The following is a 19,694-nucleotide window of genomic DNA, read 5'->3' as shown; positions in this document are numbered from 1 at the left end:
CTGAACAGAGACGTCTATTATGCTGGTAAAATTACTGACCAAAATCTTCGGCAGCCGGAATGACCGTACTTTACGCCGCCTGCGCAAATCCGTGGAAGCTATCAACCGGATGGAACCTGAGTTCGAAAAACTCAGTGATGATGAATTAAAAGCCAAAACACAGGAATTCCGTGATCGCCTGGCCAAAGGTGAATCCGAGCAGGATATCCTGCCGGAAGCATTTGCCACGGTACGTGAGGCGAGTAAGCGTGTATTTGGTATGCGTCACTTTGATGTCCAGCTGATCGGCGGCATGGTGCTGAACGAACGCTGCATCGCTGAAATGCGTACCGGTGAAGGTAAAACGCTGACCGCGACACTGCCTGCTTACCTCAACGCCTTGTCCGGTAAAGGGGTTCACGTGGTAACAGTGAACGACTACCTCGCCCAGCGTGACGCCGAAAACAACCGCCCGCTGTTTGAATTCCTCGGACTGACCGTCGGTATCAACCTGCCGGGTATGCCTGCACCGGCCAAACGCGAAGCGTATGCCGCGGATATCACTTACGGTACTAACAACGAATACGGTTTTGACTATCTGCGTGACAACATGGCGTTCAGCCCGGAAGAGCGTGTTCAGCGTAAACTGCACTACGCGCTGGTGGATGAGGTTGACTCCATCTTAATCGATGAAGCCCGTACCCCGCTGATTATCTCCGGTCCGGCAGAAGACAGCTCTGAGCTGTACATGAAAGTGGATAAACTGATCCCGCGCCTGGTTCGTCAGGAAAAAGAAGATTCCGACACCTTCAAAGGCGAAGGTCACTTCTCGGTGGATGAGAAAACCCGTCAGGTCACACTGACTGAGCGCGGCCTGGTGCTGGTGGAAGAGCTGCTGTCTGAAGCGGGTCTGATGAATGAGGGTGAATCCCTGTACTCACCATCCAATATCATGCTGATGCACCACGTTATGGCGGGTCTGCGTGCTCACTCCCTGTTTGTCCGTGATGTGGATTATATCGTCAGCGAAGGTGAGGTTATCATCGTCGATGAACACACCGGTCGTACCATGCAGGGCCGCCGCTGGTCTGATGGTCTGCATCAGGCGGTGGAAGCTAAAGAAGGTGTGGAAATCCAGAATGAAAACCAGACACTGGCTTCTATCACCTTCCAGAACTACTTCCGTTTATACACCAAACTGGCCGGGATGACCGGTACAGCGGATACGGAAGCGTTTGAATTCAGTTCAATTTATAAACTCGATACTATTGTTATCCCGACTAACCGCCCGATGATCCGTAAAGATTTACCGGATCTGGTTTATATGACCGAAGCGGATAAATTCAATGCCATCATTGAAGATATCCGTGAGCGTACTGCTGCCGGGCAACCGGTGCTGGTGGGGACTATTTCTATTGAGAAATCAGAGCTTATCTCCAACGCACTGAAAAAAGCCAAAATTGAACACAGCGTACTGAACGCCAAATTCCACGCCATGGAAGCGGATATCGTTGAACAGGCGGGTCGTTCCGGTCATGTGACTATCGCTACCAACATGGCAGGTCGTGGTACGGATATCGTGCTGGGCGGCAGCTTACAGGCTGATCTGGCTGCGCTGGATGAGCCGACAGAAGAGAATATCGCCGCAGCGAAAGCGGCATGGCAGGAGCGTCACGATGCCGTTCTGGCAGCAGGCGGCCTGCATATCATCGGTACTGAGCGTCATGAATCCCGCCGTATCGATAACCAGTTACGTGGTCGTTCAGGCCGTCAGGGGGATGCCGGTTCTTCCCGCTTCTACCTGTCTATGGAAGATGCGCTGATGCGTATTTTTGCCTCTGACCGTGTTACCGGCATGATGCGTAAACTGGGTATGAAAGAAGGTGAGGCGATTGAGCATCCGTGGGTAACCAAAGCGATTGCCAACGCACAGCGCAAAGTGGAAAGCCGCAACTTTGATATCCGTAAACAGCTGCTGGAATATGATGATGTGGCAAACGACCAGCGCCGTGCTATCTATACCCAGCGTAATGATCTGCTGGATAACGGCGATATCAGCGAAACCATCGACAGTATCCGTGGTGATGTCTTCACAACGGTTATCGATGCATACATTCCGCCGCAGTCTCTGGAAGAAATGTGGGATATCCCGGGGCTGGAAAAACGTCTGGAACAGGATTTCGACTTACATCTGCCAATCAAAGAGTGGCTGGATAAAGAGCCTGAGCTGCACGAAGAAACCCTGCGTGAGCGCATCCTGGAGAAAGCGGTCGAGGTGTACAAAGCCAAAGAAGAGGTTGTCGGCGCTGAAATGATGCGTCACTTCGAGAAAGGCGTGATGCTGCAGACGCTTGATACGCTGTGGAAAGAGCATCTGGCGGCAATGGATTACCTGCGCCAGGGGATCCATCTGCGCGGTTATGCACAGAAAGATCCGAAGCAGGAATACAAGCGTGAATCTTTCTCCATGTTTGCTAACATGCTGGAAGGTCTGAAATATGAAGTGGTCAGCACCATTTCCAAAGTTCAGGTTCGCATGCCGGAAGAAGTGGAAGCGCTGGAACAGCGCCGTCGTGAGGAAGCTGAACGTCTGGCGCAGCGCCAGCAGCTCAGCCATGAAAATGACAATACCGCGCTGATGACCAAAACAGAAGCTGAAATGGCATCCGGTGTCCGCAAAGTCGGCCGTAACGATCCGTGCCCTTGCGGTTCCGGTAAGAAATACAAGCAGTGCCACGGTGCACTGAAATAATCAGTCCTGACAGACGATTAGCATAAAAAGGCGGGGAAACCCGCCTTTCTTCTGTAAATAAAACGGACACAAGATGATGGAAAAAAAACACTTACGTATTGCCGCCGGCGTTATCCGTAATGCAGAAGGCGATATTTTTATTGCTCAGCGTCCGGCTGAATCCCATATGGGTGGTTACTGGGAGTTTCCCGGCGGAAAGCTGGAAGCCGGAGAGTCACCGGAACAGGCGCTGGTACGGGAGCTGGAAGAAGAACTGGGTATTGTGGCGGTTCCCGGCGAACTGTTGCAGACGGCAGAACATGAATTTCCGGATCGCCTGATCACCATCTATTTCTTCCTGGTGGAAGAGTGGCAGAATGCGCCGTATGGCCGCGAAGGTCAGCCATCCCGCTGGGTAAAACAAACCGCCCTGATTGCTGAGGAGTTCCCGCCGGTCAACCGGGGGATTGTGGCACTGCTGACGGAATAAGGTTCAGATATACGGACGGCGGCTGTTTTGTTCAGCCGCCGCCGGGTTAATCAGTACGGTGAACTGTCTTCCGGTTCACTCCAGGCTTCACTGTCAGAAAGGTCACTCTGGCTGGCAATCCGTTTTTCTTCCGCCGCCCATTCCCCGAGATCAATCAACTGACAACGTTTGCTGCAAAACGGGCGGTACGGGCTTTCCGGTCCCCAGATAACCTCTTTTTTGCAATTCGGACAGTTAACGATAATAGCTTCTGACATAACATCCTCCCCTGTCAGCAACAGGCAATTTCAAACGGTAAAGTAGCCGGTATTATACCGTGTTCGCTGTCAGTATGCAGGAAGCGTATGGCAAAACGTGTTTTATGACCGGAGACCTGCGGGTAAATCTGAAAATTAACCGGCAGGCGCAGACGCAGTAAGTCGGCACCTTCTGCGTTATCCTGATAAAAACCGTTGTGGCTTTCAGCGGCAACAAACGGTGCGGACTGACGCAGCAGCGTCAGCAGGCTGCTCAGCGCATTATGCAGTGGTTGTAAACCGTCAATCCAGGCAGCCTGCGTGGTATCACGGACACTTTGCGGCAGGTTCAGCCACAGATGAAGGTAGGGCAGGTCAAAGCCGCAGCAGCCGCCCGGAATACTCAGCCGCTGGCGGACAATGCTGATAATTTTATCTTCTTTCAGGTGCTGGGCGATACGGGGGGCTTTGCTCAGTGCCGCCGATTTTTGTTTCAGTTCGTCAGAAAAACCACGGATCAGCGCCTGGTCAGCATTAGGCGCTTCTGCCCACATGGCCAGTTTCTTTTGCTGTTTTTCCAGCTCTTTTAAAATTTCCGAACGGACTTCACCGCGATCAGTCACTTCAATAAACTCTGCGACAGCCCGGAAAAACGCCAGGCTTGACGGCAGAGAATCCAGTGGTGACAGCGTGCTCATTTGCTGAAGTGATGTTTCAATACGCAGCCATGAACGGGTTCGTTCGTTTAAAGGGTGTTCAAAAATAACTGACTGACGGATTTCGCTCATGGGTGTTCCTGTTCTGGCTGACGGGCCAGTGCTGTATAAAGTTCGTGCAGTGCAAGGACGCGGGGCATCAGCGGCTCATCGTTATCATGATTTGTCAGGATATCATCGGCAACGGCCATGCGTTGTTCACGGGATGCCTGCGCCCGCAGAATATTTTCGGCATGCTCTGCGGAAACACCGTCACGGCGCATGGTCCGGGCTATCTGCTCATGCGGATGGATATCCACAACCAGCACGCGATCCGCAAGGGAAGCAAGGTTATTTTCAACCAGCAGAGGAACCACCCAGAGGGCATAAGGGGCGGTGACATTATTCAGCTGACGTTGGGTTTCCTGATGGATAAGCGGATGCAGTAACTGATTGAGCCATGTTTTTTCTGCCGGGTCTGCAAAGATTTTCCGGCGCAGTGCTGCTCTGTTCAGGGTGCCGTCTGCAGACAGAATCTGCTGGCCAAAATGATCAGTAATAGTCTGCAACGCCGGTGTTCCCGGTTCCACCACCTGACGGGCAATAATATCCGCATCTGTCACAGGAACCCCGAGACGGGCAAACATATCCGCAACAGTGCTTTTTCCGCTGCCGATCCCGCCGGTTAACGCAACAATATAAGCCATTGTATCTTGTCCTGATTGAAACAACGGGTAAATTGTACCTGATGAAATTAATTTCGCCTATGACAAATAAGCGATTAATACAGAGATATTTCACAGGTTTGAATTTTTTAATCCTGTTTTTTAAATTATGAATAGTTTATCAGACTAAAACTTCACCGAGCCGGAATAAAGGTAAATACATTGCAATTAATAAAACAGCAATGAGAATTGCCGGAAGAATAAACAGCAGTGGTTGCAGTATTTTAAAAAATGCCTGAATTTGGTTTAAGGCGAGAGATTTAAACCATTCTGCAATATAAGGAAAAATATACCCGAATTGTCCGCTGGCTTCACCGGTGGCAACCAGTTCATGGCAAAGCGCAGGGAATATCCCGGATTTTTTAATTGACTGACTGAATGATTTTCCGTTAAGCAACTCTTCACGTATTGCGATGAGTGATGCTTTATATAATGGATGCGTGGTTGTCATAATAAGTGTATTAATACCTGAAATGAGTGTAATACCCGATTGCTGTGTCATTGCCAGCATCTGAAAAATATGAGAGACATGATGACAGATAATAATATTACCGATAAACGGAATACGCAGAATACAGGCTGATTCTGTTTTTTTAACATTGGGGTATTTCCGGCGAAATATATGATAAATAAATATAATTATTGTCATCAGACTCAATGCCGGCATTGTGTCACCGGCAATAATGCCGGAAATTCGGATCAATTGCCGGGTCAGTACCGGGAGTTCTGCATCAAATGATGCATATATTTTTGCGAATTCAGGAATTACAAACAGAAACATTAATGTGACCATCAGTGAGCTGACAATGAATAGTGCGGCGGGATAACGCACGGATTTGATTAATGTGGCCCGGTGATCACGGTTGCTCTGGATATGCTGTGAAATAGTGTGCAGACACTCCGGTAATTTACCGGTTTCCTCCCCGACGGTAATCATCTGACAGTAAAAGGAATCAAATAAGCCGGGATACGCCGTTATTCCCTGTGTGAGGGTTTTCCCTTGTTGCAGTTGCCTGATAAGCGCGCGGATCACTTCTTCCCAGAGCAGATGACGGCATTCGCCGGCCAGCAGCGAGAGGGCTTTCAGTAACGGTAATCCTGATGTCAGTAAGGTTGTCAGTTGCCGGGTAAAATGCAGCAGATACTGCTTTTCTTTCCGCGAACAGGTCAGCCGTTTGCGGCAGCAGAGGGAAACAGGTGTGATGCTCTGCGAAATCAGCTGATTGACAGCATTATTCTCTGATGACGAAATAACCGTTCCGGTCACCACGCTGCCGGCAGATGTCAGGCCGGACCAGTCATACAGCCGGTAAAATTGCATGGCATCACTCCTGTTGTCGGCGGATATTAAATATCCTGCATATGGTAAATCTCACTGAGGGTGGTTACGCCGGTTTCTGCCAGTCTGACGCCGGCGTCAAACAGTGAGCCGGGTAACTCACCGGCAGCGGATGACGGCGCATGCTGCGGTGTCAGAAATGCAAAACAGGCTGTACGGCCGTAATAGCCGGAAAAACAGTGATCACAGCCGTTTGCCTGCCACGGGGTGAAGTGATGTGTTTTTCCGCCGCTCAGTATGACGGTCTCCGTTTCCTGTTTTTGTGTTTTACAATGCGGGCACAGCATGCGGACCAGACGTTGTGCAATAATCAGTTTGATACAGGTTTTCATGAAATACTCATCAATACCCAGCTGCCGCAGCCGTGAGAACGTATCTTCCGCAGAATTGGTATGCAGGGTGGACAGCACCAGATGCCCGGTATGCGCCGCTTTGACAGCCATTTCCGCCGTGGCTTTATCCCGGATCTCTCCCACCATAATGACATCCGGATCCTGGCGAAGCAGGGCACGGAGGATGGCGGCAAAGCCCAGTTCAATCTTCGGGTTTATCTGAGTCTGAGTGATCCCCCGCAGCGGAATTTCGACCGGGTCCTCAACACTGCAGATATTCTGGTTATTCTGATTCAGATACTGCAGGCAACCGTAGAGTGTGGCGGTTTTGCCGCTGCCGGTGGGGCCGGTCAGTAAAATGATACCGGTGGCACTGCTGAGCCCGGTATGCAGTGTTTCCAGTTGCGGGGTTGTCAGTCCTGATTTTTCCAGCGCCAGGTTCTGTGTGGTGCTCAGCAGGCGCAGTACCACTTTTTCACCGTAAATGGTCGGCAATGTGGCAACGCGGACAGCATAGCGGGTGTTATTTTCCAGCCATTCAAACTGCCCATCCTGGGGTAACCGTTTTTCGGCAATATCGAGACCGGCAATAATTTTGATACGGATAATGATCTCCCCGCTGATTTCCGGCGGCGGGGAGTTCAGCGTATGCAGTTGTCCGTCGATTCTGGCACGGATCCGGTAGCCCTGCTGTGCCGGTTCGATGTGAAGGTCGGATGCCCGTTTAATGATAGCCCCGGCAATCAGCTGGTTAACAAACCGGACTGCCGCTGATTGCTGTTCTGCCGGCCAGGTATCCGTGTCCGGCGGTTGCCGGGAATCCTGTACCGGAGGCGGGGCAGGCGGCAATGGTGAATCTGCGGCTGCGACGCTGTTACCGGCCCCGGCAGAGACCGGTGTCTGTGCTCCGGCAGTGATACCGGGGAACAGTACCGGCTCGGGCAGCGCGGTATTGCGGCGGCAGTAGGCCAGTTTTTCGCGGTGCCACAATTCAATATCAACCCGTTTACCGGCCAGAAACCGGATAGCGGACACAACATCCCTGCGCGGCTGTTGTGCGGCAGCAACTCTGACGGCATCCGGATTATAGTCAATCAGCATCAGTTCATTGCGTTCACACAGTGCATGAACTTCAGCCAGCAGAAGTTGTTCTTCCCCGCCGGAGCGGGTAACAGGAGACAGTGTGCCTGTTTGCATAATGAATTCCTTTTCATGTCAGTAGTTACTTGATGACGTCAAGACAGATTTTTTTCAGTGCCTCTTCTTTGGTCTCACAGACGGTAGTCCAGACAGTGATACCGTTATGCGGATTTTTTGCCGGTGTTGTGCTGACAGTCAGCGCAGCCAGTGAGCTGTTCCCGAGCACAGTCACAACACCGTTTTCCGCTTTGGCGGATTTGATATAGCGGCCCGGCGAATCAGCCGGGATAGTGCCTTGTCCGCTGCTGCATCCGGCAAAAGCGGGGCTGTCAAAACTGCACAGCTCCACACCGGTTTTAAAGGCGGTCACCGTGCGCAGCACATCAATCAGTGCCGCCTTCCGGATATAGTTCTGATAGCCGGGAACCGCAATGGCACTGAGGATCGCCACAATGGCAACCACCACCATCACCTCGATTAATGTGAAACCGTGCTGGTTCATACTGATGCTCCTTTTGTGTCAGTAAACGGGGTACTTATTTAGCGTGATGCACTCTATTCAATGACGGATCGGCAAAAAAGAGAGGTCTCCGGATTTCTCGGCACAGATGGAAAACTACGGTGTAACAACTGAAAACGGCAGATTTTTTTTCGGTCTGACACGCAGAAATCAGCCGTAAAAAATCAGCACTCCCCGGAGAGGGGGGAAGACACGTATACTGTGCGGCACACCATGATATTTGTTATGTGATTCAATAACGGTTTTTTGCTCAGGAGAACGAATGGATATTCAGGATGGCTGGCTGACCACAGCGCGCCGGGTTATCTCACCGCATCACGATACCCGGCCGGAACAGGTGACTCCCCGTTTACTGGTGATCCACAATATCAGTCTGCCGCCGGGACAGTTCGGCGGCCCGTATATCGATCAGCTTTTTCAGGGTACGCTGAACCCGGATGCGCATCCGTTTTTTGCAGAAATACAGGCGCTGCGGGTTTCCGCACATTGTCTGATCCGCCGGACCGGGGAAATTGTGCAGTATGTGCCTTTTGATGCGCGGGCCTGGCATGCGGGGGTTTCCTGCTATCAGGGCACGGAAAAGTGCAATGATTTTTCTGTCGGTATTGAGCTGGAAGGCACCGATACCCAACCTTTCACCGATGAACAGTACCGGGCCCTGGCGGCGGTGACACAGGTGCTTTTGGCGCATTATCCGCACATGAACGGGCATATCACCGGGCACAGCGATATTGCGCCGGGACGTAAAACGGATCCCGGCCCCTGTTTCGACTGGAAGCGATACAGGGATTCACTGAATCCGGCAGACGTTCCGGCTGGATAACCGGCAAAATTACGCAGATATGACTGAGATGAAATTTTCCTGTTTAACCGTTCCCTGCTAGAATCAGTATTCCGGTAATTGTTGCGAATTGAATAAGTTTGATAACAATAGTCATAGCAGAGACGGTCTTGTTTGCCGTCATAACCTAAAAAACCGGCATGTATGCGCGGTAAAAATGCACAAAATAAGACTTTATATTCAGCAAATTGGTCACTGTAACGGTTCAGTTTGCGTATTTATCTGAATTTTAAACGTTAAATTCTGTAACATTCACGATGCAGCATTTAAACGTATCAGTTATCAATTTATGCTAAAATTTAAAAAAAATTGTTAAAACTTGCGGGTTTTTATGATTTAGCTCAAGGTCTTTATAGACAGTTGGTGAATACTTTGTTACTTTAAGACCCTGTAAAAGAAATTGGTATTACCAATTGACTACAAAACCCATGAAGCAATATTTATCCATGTTGATGGTTCTGATACAAATATGGCTTACAGCAAAATCCGCCAACCAAAATTAGCCGACGTGATCGAGCAGCGGCTGGAGCACTTAATCCTCGACGGCACTCTGGGCCCGGGGGAGAAGCTGCCGCCTGAACGCGAGCTGGCCAAACAGTTCGACGTCTCACGTCCCTCACTGCGCGAAGCAATTCAAAAACTTGAAGCGAAAGGCTTTCTGCTGCGCAGACAAGGTGGCGGCACATTTGTACAGAGCAATCTCTGGCAAAGCTTCAGTGACCCGCTTGCCCAGCTGCTGGAAGGGCACCCCGAATCTCAGTTTGATCTGCTGGAAACCCGTCATGCCCTTGAGGGTATCGCTGCCTATTATGCCGCACTGCGGGGAACCGAAGCGGATTTTGTCCGTATCACCAACAGCCATCAGGCCATTGCCGATGCCCGCGACGCCGGGGATGTGGAAGCCGAATCTCAGGCTGTGCTGCAATATCAGCTGATTGTCACAGAAGCCGCACATAATGTGGTGCTGTTGCATTTGCTGCGCTGTATGGTGCCGATGCTGGAAAAAAATATCCGGCAGAACTTTGAATTCTTATATACCCGGAAAGAGATGCTGGCGATGGTCAGCGAGCACCGGGAACAGGTATTCCGGGCCATTATGAGCCGGTCGCCGGAGGTGGCGAGGGAAGCATCCCACCGCCACCTGGCATTCCTGGAAGACGTATTGCTGGATATGAGCCGTGAACACACCCGCCGGGAACGTTCACTGCGCCGTCTCCAGCAGTATACCGAATAAATCAGTAATGGTTTTGGGGCTTACAGATCCCTGAATGCTGCGTCTGTAAGCTGACCTATGCATCAGCGGCAATATATAGCCGGGCCTATCTTCACGTCGCCCGCCACCGTTAAGGCGGGATACGTGAAGATAGGCTCCGAATATCATTAGAAACAGATAAACTATAAGGAATACACCATGTCAGACATTTTGAACAATGACGTGGATCCGATCGAAACCCGCGACTGGCTACAGGCGATCGAATCGGTCATCCGTGAAGAAGGTGTTGAGCGTGCACAGTTCCTGATTGATCAGGTTCTGAATACTGCCCGTCAGGGTGGTGTGAATGTTGCAGCAGGTGCTGCGGCCCGTAACTACATCAACACCATTCCTGTTGAGGATGAACCGGCCTACCCGGGCAACCTGGAGCTGGAACGTCGTATCCGTTCTGCTATCCGCTGGAACGCCGTCATGATGGTTCTGCGCGCATCCAAGAAAGATCTGGATCTGGGCGGTCACATGGCGTCTTACCAGTCTGCGGCTACCATGTATGAAGTGTGCTTCAACCACTTCTTCCGTGCGCAGAACGAAAAAGACGGCGGCGACGTTATTTATTTCCAGGGCCACTTAAGCCCGGGCTACTACGCACGCGCATTTATGGAAGGTCGTCTGACTGAAGAGCAGCTGAACAATTTCCGTCAGGAAATCGGCGGCAAAGGTCTGCCTTCTTATCCGCACCCTAAACTGATGCCAAACTTCTGGCAGTTCCCGACCGTTTCGATGGGTCTGGGGCCGCTGGCGGCTATCTATCAGGCTAAATTCCTGAAATATCTGGAACACCGTGGTCTGAAAGACACTTCTGAGCAAACCGTTTATGCCTTCCTGGGTGATGGCGAGATGGATGAGCCGGAATCTAAAGGTGCAATCAATATCGCTGTCCGCGAAAGCCTGGACAACCTGATCTTCGTTATCAACTGTAACCTGCAGCGCCTTGACGGCCCTGTCAACGGTAACGGTAAAATCGTTAACGAAATGGAAGGTATGTTCGCCGGTGCGGGCTGGCAGGTAATCAAAGTCATGTGGGGCGGCCGCTGGGATGAACTGCTGAAGAAAGATACCAGCGGTAAACTGATCCAGCTGATGAACGAAACCGTTGACGGCGACTATCAGACATTCAAATCCAAAGACGGTGCTTACGTCCGTGAACACTTCTTCAACCGCTATCCGGAAACCGCTGCATTAGTCAAAGACTGGACTGATGAGCAGATCTTCGCACTGAACCGCGGTGGTCACGATCCGAAGAAAATGTTCGCTGCACTGAAAAAAGCGCATGACACCAAAGGCAAACCAACACTGATCCTGGCCCAGACCGTTAAAGGTTATGGTATGGGTGATACCGCTGAAGGTAAAAACATCGCTCACCAGGTTAAGAAAATGAACATGGAAGGCGTGCGCCATCTCCGTGATCGTTTCAACATCGATGTGCCTGATGATCAGCTGGAAAAACTGCCGTACATCAAGTTTGACGAAAATTCAGAAGAGCAGAAATACATGATGGAACGCCGTGCGGCACTGCATGGTCCGGTTCCTTCACGCCGTTCTCATTTCGATGAGAAACTCGATATTCCTGCTCTGAGCGATTTCAGCCAGTTACTGGAAGAGCAGAACAAAGAAATTTCCACCACTATCGCGTTTGTGCGTGCCCTGAACGTGATGCTGAAAAACAAATCCATCAAAGAACGCATCGTGCCAATCATTGCGGATGAAGCGCGTACGTTCGGTATGGAAGGTCTGTTCCGTCAGATCGGTATCTACAACTCCAAAGGTCAGCAGTATACGCCGCAGGACCGTGAGCAGGTTGCTTACTACCGTGAAGATGTGAAAGGTCAGATCCTGCAGGAAGGTATCAACGAACTGGGTGCCGGCGCATCCTGGCTGGCTGCTGCGACCTCTTACAGCACCAACAACGTTCCGATGATTCCGTTCTACATCTACTACTCTATGTTCGGTTTCCAGCGTATCGGTGACCTGATGTGGATGGCAGGCGACCAGCAGGCACGCGGCTTCCTGATCGGCGGTACTTCCGGCCGTACCACCCTGAACGGTGAAGGTCTGCAGCACGAAGACGGCCACAGCCACATTCAGTCTCTGACTATCCCTAACTGCCTGTCTTATGACCCGTCATTCGCGTACGAAGTTGCGGTCATCATGCAGGATGGTCTGGAGCGTATGTATGGTGAAGCACAGGAAAACATTTACTACTACATCACCACACTGAACGAAAACTACCACATGCCTGCAATGCCGGAAGGTGTTGAGGAAGGTATCCGTAAAGGTATCTACAAGCTCGAAACCCTGACCGGTGATAAAGGCAAGGTACAGTTACTGGGTTCAGGTGCGATTCTGCGTCACGTGCGTGAAGCGGGTCAGATTCTGTCTTCTGAGTACGGTATCAGCTCTGATATCTACAGCGTAACCTCGTTCACCGAACTGGCCCGTGAAGGTCAGGATTGTGACCGCTGGAACATGCTGCATCCGTCAGAAACCCCGCGTGTGCCTTACATCACTCAGGTGATGAACGATGCACCTGCTGTGGCGTCCACTGACTGGATGAAACTGTTCGCAGAACAGGTTCGCGGTTATGTTCCTGCTGACCAGTACCGCGTACTGGGTACCGACGGTTACGGCCGTTCAGACAGCCGTGATAACCTGCGTCATCATTTCGAAATCGATGCCGGTTATGTTGTTGTTGCTGCTCTGGGTGAGCTGGCTAAACGTGGTGAGGTTGACGTGAAAGTGGTTGAAGAAGCCATTAAGAAATTCAGCATCAACCCTGAAAAAGTTAACCCGCGTGTGGCATAAGAGGTAAAAATTAATGTCTATTGAAATCCATGTGCCCGATATCGGTTCAGATGAAGTTGATGTAACTGAAATCCTGGTCAGTGTCGGCGATAAAGTAGAAGCAGAACAATCACTCATCACCGTTGAAGGTGACAAGGCGTCGATGGAAGTTCCGTCTCCGCAGGCAGGGGTTGTTAAAGAAATTAAAGTGGCTGTGGGCGACAAAGTCAGCACCGGCTCTTTCATCATGGTATTTGAAGCAGAGGCCGCAGCAGCGGCTCCTGCTCCGGCAGCTCAGGCTGCCGCACCTGCTGCTCCGGCGGCGGCTGCCGCATCCGCACTGAAAGAAGTTCATGTACCGGATATCGGCGGTGACGAAGTTGACGTGACTGAAATTATGGTCAGCGTCGGCGATACCGTGACTGAAGAACAGTCTCTGATCACCGTTGAAGGCGACAAAGCGTCAATGGAAGTTCCGTCTCCGATGGCGGGCGTGGTTAAAGAGATCAAAGTGGCTGTCGGCGATAAAGTCAGCACCGGTTCCCTGATCATGGTCTTTGAAGTTGCGGGCGCAGCACCGGCGGCACAGCCTGCCGCAGCCGCTCCGGCTCCTGCAGCAGCGGCACCTGCCGTGGCAGCAGACAAAGAAATCCATGTACCGGATATCGGCGGTGATGAAGTTGACGTGACTGAAATCATGGTCAGCGTCGGCGATACCGTGACTGAAGAACAGTCTCTGATCACCGTTGAAGGCGATAAAGCCTCAATGGAAGTGCCGTCTCCGATGGCCGGTAAAGTTAAAGAAATCAAAGTAGCCGTTGGCGATAAAGTCAAAACCGGCTCTCTGATCATGGTATTCGAAGTGGCGGGCGCAGCACCTGCTCCGGCAGCACAGCCAGCCGCCGCCGCACCAGCGGCAGCAGCTCCGGCGTCTGCACCGGCAGCGAAAGCCGCTCCGGCAGCAGCACCGGCTGCGGGTAATGACTTCGTTGAGAACGATGCCTACGTTCACGCAAGTCCGGTTATCCGCCGTCTGGCCCGTGAATTCGGTGTGAACCTGGCGAAAGTCAAAGGTACAGGCCGTAAAGGCCGTATCCTGCGCGAAGACGTTCAGGCTTATGTGAAAGATGCGGTGAAACGCGCTGAAGCGGCGCCGGCTGCAGCAGGCGGTGGTTTACCTGGCATGCTGCCATGGCCGAAAGTGGACTTCAGCAAGTTCGGTGAAGTGGAAGAAGTTGAACTGAGCCGTATTCAGAAGCTGTCCGGTGCTAACCTGAGCCGTAACTGGGTGATGATCCCGCACGTTACGCTGATGGATGAAGCGGATATCACTGATGTTGAAGAATTCCGTAAACAGCAGAACAAAGAAGCTGAGAAGAAACAGCTGGGCGTGAAAATCACTCCGCTGGTCTTCGTGATGAAAGCCGCTGCCAAAGCGCTGGTCGAAATGCCGCGTTTCAACAGCTCTATCACTGAAGATGCACAGCGTCTGATTCTGAAAAAATATGTCAATATCGGTATCGCGGTAGACACCCCGAACGGCCTGGTTGTTCCTGTCATTAAAGATGTGAACAAAAAAGGTATTCTGGAACTGTCTTACGAACTGGCTGAAATCTCCAAGAAAGCCCGTAACGGTAAGCTGACGTCTTCTGATATGCAGGGCGGATGTTTCACCATCTCCAGCCTCGGCGGTATCGGGACAACCGGTTTCGCACCGATTGTTAACGCACCGGAAGTGGCTATCATGGGTCTGTCACGTTCATCCATGAAACCGGTATGGGACGGCAAACAGTTTGTTCCGCGTCTCATTCTGCCAATGTCACTCTCCTTCGACCACCGTGTGATCGATGGTGCTGACGGCGCCCGCTTCATCACGCTGATTAATCAGTACATGAGCGATTTACGCCGCCTGGCGATGTAAGCAATTACACTGAGACCGGTATAAAGCCGGTCTCAGCGGCGCAGGCTGAAACGTGCTCATCCCGGATAACGGGAGTCAGGTCACAGAACTGCGCCTTTCCAGGTTGTTAACAATTTTGTAAACTGCTCTCAGTGTGTACGTCCCGGTGGAATATATGTCGTCTGACCCGCCGGACAAACAATTAAGAGGTCACGATGAGTACTGAAATTAAAGCCCAGGTCGTTGTACTTGGTGCGGGCCCGGCAGGGTATTCAGCGGCTTTCCGCTGTGCTGACTTAGGTCTGGAAACTGTCCTGATTGAACGCTATTCAACCTTAGGCGGTGTCTGCCTGAACGTGGGTTGTATCCCGTCAAAAGCATTACTGCATGTTGCTAAAGTGATCGAAGAAGCGAAAGCGCTGGCTTCTCACGGCATCGTGTTCGGCGAACCGCAGACTGATATCGATAAAGTCCGTCTGTGGAAAGAGAAAGTCATTTCTCAGTTAACCGGCGGTCTGGCCGGTATGGCGAAAGGCCGTAAAGTGACTGTTGTGAATGGCCTCGGTCAGTTCACCGGCGCGAATACTATCGAAGTCAACGGTGAGAAGGGTAAAACCACCATCACGTTTGACAACGCGATTATTGCTGCGGGCTCACGCCCGATCCAGCTGCCGTTTATTCCGCACGAAGATCCGCGAGTCTGGGATTCAACCGATGCACTGCAGCTGAAAACCGTCCCGGGCCGTCTGCTGGTCATGGGTGGTGGTATTATCGGTCTGGAAATGGGTACCGTATACCATGCGCTGGGTTCAGAGATTGATGTTGTTGAAATGTTTGACCAGGTCATTCCTGCGGCAGACAAAGACATCGTTAAACTGTTCACCAAACGTATCAGCACTAAGTTTAACCTGATGCTGGAAACCAAAGTGGCCGCCGTTGAAGCCAAAGAAGACGGTATCTATGTCACAATGGAAGGCAAGAAAGGCCCTGCAGAACCACAGCGTTATGACGCGGTTCTGGTGGCTATCGGTCGTACGCCTAACGGTAAACTGCTGGCGGCTGATAAAGCCGGTGTTGAAGTTGATGATCGCGGTTTCATCCACGTTGACAAACAAATGCGCACCAACGTGCCGCACATCTTTGCTATCGGCGATATCGTCGGTCAGCCGATGCTGGCGCACAAAGGTGTTCACGAAGGTCACGTGGCAGCTGAAGTTATCTCCGGTCTGAAACACTACTTCGATCCGAAAGTGATCCCATCTATTGCCTACACCGAACCGGAAGTGGCATGGGTTGGTCTGACCGAGAAAGAAGCGAAAGAGAAGGGTATCAGCTACGAAACAGCTACCTTCCCGTGGGCGGCTTCCGGTCGTGCAATCGCGTCTGACTGCGCCGAAGGTATGACTAAACTGATTTTCGACAAAGAATCTCACCGTGTTATCGGTGGTGCGATTGTCGGTACTAACGGCGGCGAGCTGTTAGGTGAAATCGGTCTGGCTATCGAAATGGGTTGTGATGCGGAAGATCTGGCTCTGACCATTCACGCTCACCCGACGCTGTACGAATCAATCGGTATGGCGGCTGAGATTTACGAAGGCAGCATCACTGACCTTCCGAATCCGAAAGCGAAAAAGAAAAAGTAATCAGCTGACCCGGTAACCGCGCTGTTACCCGGCTGAAAATAAAAATCCGGCTGCCTCTGGCGCCGGATTTTTTTATTCCCTGCCATCAGTACCCGTCTGTGTATTCATAGACAAACCGGTATTATTCAGATATTAATAATTTCAGCGTGCTGACCGCCGTTCCCGGTACAGCTGAACGATGTAAACGACCGTTTTTTGCATGTCCGGCGTAATCAATAATCGTGCAGATTCCTGTTTAAAACGGCATAACACTGGTGAAACGGGTAAGCAGCAAGTTTAATTCACTAATGTTATTCAGCTCACAAATTGTTTATGTTGCTTTAATGTGAATGAATTAACAATGTGTTTAAATTTTGATATGCTGAAACCCCGTTGCCGGGCACTCATAAAAAACACAAAGCAAGGAGTACGTCGTGCTGGAAAATTACCGCAGGCACGTTGCCGAACGTGCAGCACAAGGGATCGCCCCTAAGCCATTGGAAGCCGCTCAGGTTGCTGAGTTAGTCGAATTACTGAAATCTCCGCCGGCAGGCGAAGAAGCGTTTCTTGTTGATCTGATTACCAACCGTGTACCGCCGGGTGTTGATGAAGCCGCGTATGTGAAAGCCGGTTTTCTGGCCGCGCTGGCAAAAGGTGAAGCGCATTCACCGCTGATCACCGCTGAAAAAGCCGTTGAATTACTCGGCACCATGCAGGGTGGTTATAATATTCATGCCCTGATTGAATCCCTCGATAACGAAAAACTGGCTCCGGTCGCCGCCAAAGCCCTCTCTCATACCTTACTGATGTTTGATAATTTCTATGATGTGGAAGAAAAGGCGAAAGCCGGTAATGTCTATGCACAGAAAATTATTCAGTCCTGGGCTGATGCAGACTGGTTCCTGGAACGCCCGCAACTGGCGGAAAAACTGACCGTCACCGTCTTTAAAGTCTCCGGTGAAACGAATACCGATGATCTGTCACCGGCACCGGATGCCTGGTCGCGTCCTGACATTCCGCTGCATGCTCTCGCGATGCTGAAAAACCCGCGTGACGGTATTGATCCGGATGAGCCGGGCAATATCGGTCCGGTTAATCAGATTGATCTGCTCAGCAAAAAAGGGTTCCCGCTGGCCTACGTCGGTGATGTGGTCGGTACCGGCTCTTCCCGTAAATCCGCGACCAACTCTGTGCTGTGGTTTATGGGGGACGATATCCCGTATGTGCCGAACAAGCGCGGCGGCGGTATCGTGCTGGGCGGCAAAATTGCCCCGATTTTTTTCAACACGATGGAAGACGCGGGTGCGCTGCCGGTGGAAGTGGATGTCAGTAATCTGAATATGGGGGATGTGATTGATGTTTACCCGTATAAAGGTGAGATCCGCAACCATGACACCAATGAACTGCTGGCAACATTTGAACTGAAAACCGATGTGCTGCTGGATGAAGTCCGCGCCGGTGGCCGTATCCCGCTGATTATCGGTCGCGGCCTGACTGCAAAAGCTCGCGAGTCTCTTGGTCTGCCGCATACGGATATTTTCCGCCAGGCGAAACCGGTTGAGAAAAGCAGCCGCGGTTTCTCGCTGGCTCAGAAGATGGTCGGTCGTGCCTGCGGCGTGGCGGGTATCCGTCCGGGCGAATACTGCGAGCCGAAGATGACCTCTGTCGGCTCTCAGGATACCACCGGGCCGATGACCCGTGATGAACTGAAAGATCTGGCCTGTCTTGGTTTCTCTGCGGATCTGGTGATGCAGTCCTTCTGCCACACAGCCGCTTATCCGAAGCCGGTGGATGTAAACACGCATCACACCCTGCCTGATTTCATTATGAACCGTGGTGGTGTGTCGCTGCGTCCGGGAGACGGTATCATCCACTCCTGGCTGAACCGCATGCTGCTGCCGGATACTGTCGGTACCGGTGGTGACTCTCACACCCGTTTCCCTATCGGGATTTCCTTCCCGGCCGGTTCCGGTCTGGTTGCCTTTGCGGCAGCGACCGGCGTGATGCCGCTGGATATGCCGGAATCGGTACTGGTACGCTTTAAAGGGAAAATGCAGCCGGGGATCACACTGCGTGACCTGGTGCATGCGATTCCGTATTACGCTATTCAGCAGGGCCTGCTGACAGTGGAGAAAAAAGGGAAGAAAAACATTTTCTCCGGTCGCATCCTGGAAATTGAAGGGCTGCCGACACTGAAGGTGGAACAGGCGTTTGAGCTGGCGGATGCCTCTGCCGAACGCTCTGCGGCGGGTTGTACCATCAAACTGGATAAAGAACCGATCACAGAATACCTCAATTCCAACATCGTTCTGCTGAAGTGGATGATTGCGGAAGGCTACGGTGATCGCCGTACCATTGAGCGCCGTATTCAGAGCATGGAAAAATGGCTGGCGGATCCGCAATTGCTGGAAGGTGATGCGGATGCAGACTATGCGGCGGTGATCGAAATCGACCTCAATGAGATCAAAGAGCCGATTCTCTGTGCGCCGAATGACCCGGATGATGCACGCCTCCTGTCTGACGTGGCAGGCAGTAAAATTGATGAAGTCTTTATCGGCTCCTGCATGACTAACATCGGGCACTTCCGCGCGGCGGGTAAACTGCTCGACAGTCATAAAGGCCAGCTGCCGACCCGTCTGTGGGTGGCTCCGCCGACCAAGATGGATGCTGCTCAGCTGACAGAAGAGGGCTATTACAGCATCTTCGGTAAGAGCGGTGCCCGTGTTGAGATCCCGGGCTGTTCACTGTGCATGGGTAACCAGGCGCGTGTGGCGGATAACTCAACCGTTGTGTCCACCTCCACCCGTAACTTCCCGAACCGTCTGGGTACCGGTGCCGATGTGTACCTGGCCTCTGCGGAACTGGCGGCGGTGGCTTCCCTGCTGGGGCGTTTACCGACACCGGCGGAGTATCAGACCTTTATGGATAAAGTGGATGAGACGGCAGAAGATACCTACCGTTACCTCAACTTTGACCAGCTGAATCAGTACACCAAAGTTGCGGATGGTGTGATTTTCCAGACTCAGGTGTGATTTGCTGACCTTATAAAACGGGTGCACATTCAGATGTGCATCCGTTTTTTTTACATCC

At 51.7% G+C, this 19,694-nt stretch carries 14 protein-coding genes; 8 read left to right on the top strand and 6 right to left on the bottom strand.

The window, feature by feature from the left end; genetic code table 11:
- Positions 1-19: 19 nt before the first annotated feature.
- Both secA and mutT read left to right on the top strand, forming a co-directional pair.
- Positions 20-2,731, top strand: a complete 2,712-nt coding sequence (gene secA, locus N7387_RS02880; protein ID WP_279796706.1) for a preprotein translocase subunit SecA — start codon at positions 20-22, stop codon at positions 2,729-2,731.
- A gap of 76 nt (positions 2,732-2,807) precedes the next feature.
- Complete coding sequence (mutT, locus tag N7387_RS02875; RefSeq protein WP_046894615.1) at positions 2,808-3,200, top strand: 8-oxo-dGTP diphosphatase MutT; 393 nt, start codon at positions 2,808-2,810, stop codon at positions 3,198-3,200.
- Positions 3,201-3,250: 50 nt separating this feature from the next.
- On the opposite strand, the gene yacG is transcribed toward mutT, so the two are convergent.
- The 6 genes from yacG to ppdD form a co-directional block, all read right to left on the bottom strand.
- Entirely contained in the window at positions 3,251-3,457 is a 207-nt protein-coding gene (yacG, locus tag N7387_RS02870; protein WP_025152788.1) for a DNA gyrase inhibitor YacG, read from the bottom strand.
- Between the two features lie 14 nt (positions 3,458-3,471).
- A complete protein-coding gene (gene zapD / locus N7387_RS02865) occupies positions 3,472-4,224 on the bottom strand; it encodes a cell division protein ZapD (protein ID WP_279796703.1) in 753 nt (250 codons plus the stop codon).
- The gene (coaE, locus tag N7387_RS02860) at positions 4,221-4,838 is read right to left on the bottom strand and encodes a dephospho-CoA kinase (RefSeq protein ID WP_279796700.1); all 618 of its coding nucleotides are present in this window, start codon (positions 4,836-4,838) and stop codon (positions 4,221-4,223) included. Before coaE ends, zapD begins: the two co-directional genes overlap by 4 nt.
- Positions 4,839-4,977: 139 nt before the next feature.
- On the bottom strand, positions 4,978-6,177 hold the full coding sequence (locus N7387_RS02855) for a type II secretion system F family protein (protein WP_279796698.1): 1,200 nt from the start codon (positions 6,175-6,177) through the stop codon (positions 4,978-4,980).
- Positions 6,178-6,203: 26 nt separating this feature from the next.
- Complete coding sequence (locus N7387_RS02850) at positions 6,204-7,724, bottom strand: ATPase, T2SS/T4P/T4SS family (RefSeq protein ID WP_279796696.1); 1,521 nt, start codon at positions 7,722-7,724, stop codon at positions 6,204-6,206.
- A 25-nt stretch (positions 7,725-7,749) separates the two neighbouring features.
- Positions 7,750-8,169 carry a prepilin peptidase-dependent pilin gene (ppdD, locus tag N7387_RS02845; RefSeq protein WP_274370591.1) on the bottom strand — a complete coding sequence of 140 codons (420 nt, stop codon included), beginning with the start codon at positions 8,167-8,169 and terminating at the stop codon, positions 7,750-7,752.
- Between the two features lie 280 nt (positions 8,170-8,449).
- On the opposite strand from ppdD, the gene ampD reads away from it, so the two are divergent.
- The 6 genes from ampD (at position 8,450) to acnB (ending at position 19,636) form a co-directional block, all read left to right on the top strand.
- Positions 8,450-9,010 carry a 1,6-anhydro-N-acetylmuramyl-L-alanine amidase AmpD gene (gene ampD / locus N7387_RS02840; protein ID WP_262862259.1) on the top strand — a complete coding sequence of 187 codons (561 nt, stop codon included), beginning with the start codon at positions 8,450-8,452 and terminating at the stop codon, positions 9,008-9,010.
- A 487-nt stretch (positions 9,011-9,497) separates the two neighbouring features.
- Complete coding sequence (gene pdhR / locus N7387_RS02835) at positions 9,498-10,262, top strand: pyruvate dehydrogenase complex transcriptional repressor PdhR (protein WP_279796693.1); 765 nt, start codon at positions 9,498-9,500, stop codon at positions 10,260-10,262.
- A 177-nt stretch (positions 10,263-10,439) separates the two neighbouring features.
- Positions 10,440-13,103: a pyruvate dehydrogenase (acetyl-transferring), homodimeric type gene (gene aceE / locus N7387_RS02830; RefSeq protein WP_025152796.1), complete on the top strand. Its 2,664-nt coding sequence runs from the start codon at positions 10,440-10,442 to the stop codon at positions 13,101-13,103.
- 13 nt (positions 13,104-13,116) lie between these two features.
- A complete protein-coding gene (aceF, locus tag N7387_RS02825; RefSeq protein ID WP_004238361.1) occupies positions 13,117-15,003 on the top strand; it encodes a pyruvate dehydrogenase complex dihydrolipoyllysine-residue acetyltransferase in 1,887 nt (628 codons plus the stop codon).
- A 194-nt stretch (positions 15,004-15,197) separates the two neighbouring features.
- The gene (gene lpdA, locus N7387_RS02820; RefSeq protein WP_279796687.1) at positions 15,198-16,625 is read left to right on the top strand and encodes a dihydrolipoyl dehydrogenase; all 1,428 of its coding nucleotides are present in this window, start codon (positions 15,198-15,200) and stop codon (positions 16,623-16,625) included.
- A gap of 413 nt (positions 16,626-17,038) precedes the next feature.
- Complete coding sequence (acnB, locus tag N7387_RS02815) at positions 17,039-19,636, top strand: bifunctional aconitate hydratase 2/2-methylisocitrate dehydratase (protein ID WP_279796685.1); 2,598 nt, start codon at positions 17,039-17,041, stop codon at positions 19,634-19,636.
- Positions 19,637-19,694: the final 58 nt, after the last annotated feature.

It is taken from the genome of Morganella sp. GD04133, assembly GCF_029835375.1.
Classification (GTDB): domain Bacteria; phylum Pseudomonadota; class Gammaproteobacteria; order Enterobacterales; family Enterobacteriaceae; genus Morganella; species Morganella morganii_B.
The sequence above is the reverse complement of the archived record's forward strand: the minus strand, read 5'-3'. Positions and strand labels throughout refer to the sequence as shown.

Bases quoted from the DNA above. Each gene is read 5' to 3' on its own strand.
- secA (WP_279796706.1), top strand. From the start codon at position 20: ATGCTGGTAAAATTACTGACCAAAATCTTCGGCAGCCGGAATGACCGT.
- mutT (WP_046894615.1), top strand. From the start codon at position 2,808: ATGGAAAAAAAACACTTACGTATTGCCGCCGGCGTTATCCGTAATGCA.
- yacG (WP_025152788.1), bottom strand. From the start codon at position 3,457: ATGTCAGAAGCTATTATCGTTAACTGTCCGAATTGCAAAAAAGAGGTT.
- zapD (WP_279796703.1), bottom strand. From the start codon at position 4,224: ATGAGCGAAATCCGTCAGTCAGTTATTTTTGAACACCCTTTAAACGAA.
- coaE (WP_279796700.1), bottom strand. From the start codon at position 4,838: ATGGCTTATATTGTTGCGTTAACCGGCGGGATCGGCAGCGGAAAAAGC.
- N7387_RS02855 (WP_279796698.1), bottom strand. From the start codon at position 6,177: ATGCAATTTTACCGGCTGTATGACTGGTCCGGCCTGACATCTGCCGGC.
- N7387_RS02850 (WP_279796696.1), bottom strand. From the start codon at position 7,724: ATGCAAACAGGCACACTGTCTCCTGTTACCCGCTCCGGCGGGGAAGAA.
- ppdD (WP_274370591.1), bottom strand. From the start codon at position 8,169: ATGAACCAGCACGGTTTCACATTAATCGAGGTGATGGTGGTGGTTGCC.
- ampD (WP_262862259.1), top strand. From the start codon at position 8,450: ATGGATATTCAGGATGGCTGGCTGACCACAGCGCGCCGGGTTATCTCA.
- pdhR (WP_279796693.1), top strand. From the start codon at position 9,498: ATGGCTTACAGCAAAATCCGCCAACCAAAATTAGCCGACGTGATCGAG.
- aceE (WP_025152796.1), top strand. From the start codon at position 10,440: ATGTCAGACATTTTGAACAATGACGTGGATCCGATCGAAACCCGCGAC.
- aceF (WP_004238361.1), top strand. From the start codon at position 13,117: ATGTCTATTGAAATCCATGTGCCCGATATCGGTTCAGATGAAGTTGAT.
- lpdA (WP_279796687.1), top strand. From the start codon at position 15,198: ATGAGTACTGAAATTAAAGCCCAGGTCGTTGTACTTGGTGCGGGCCCG.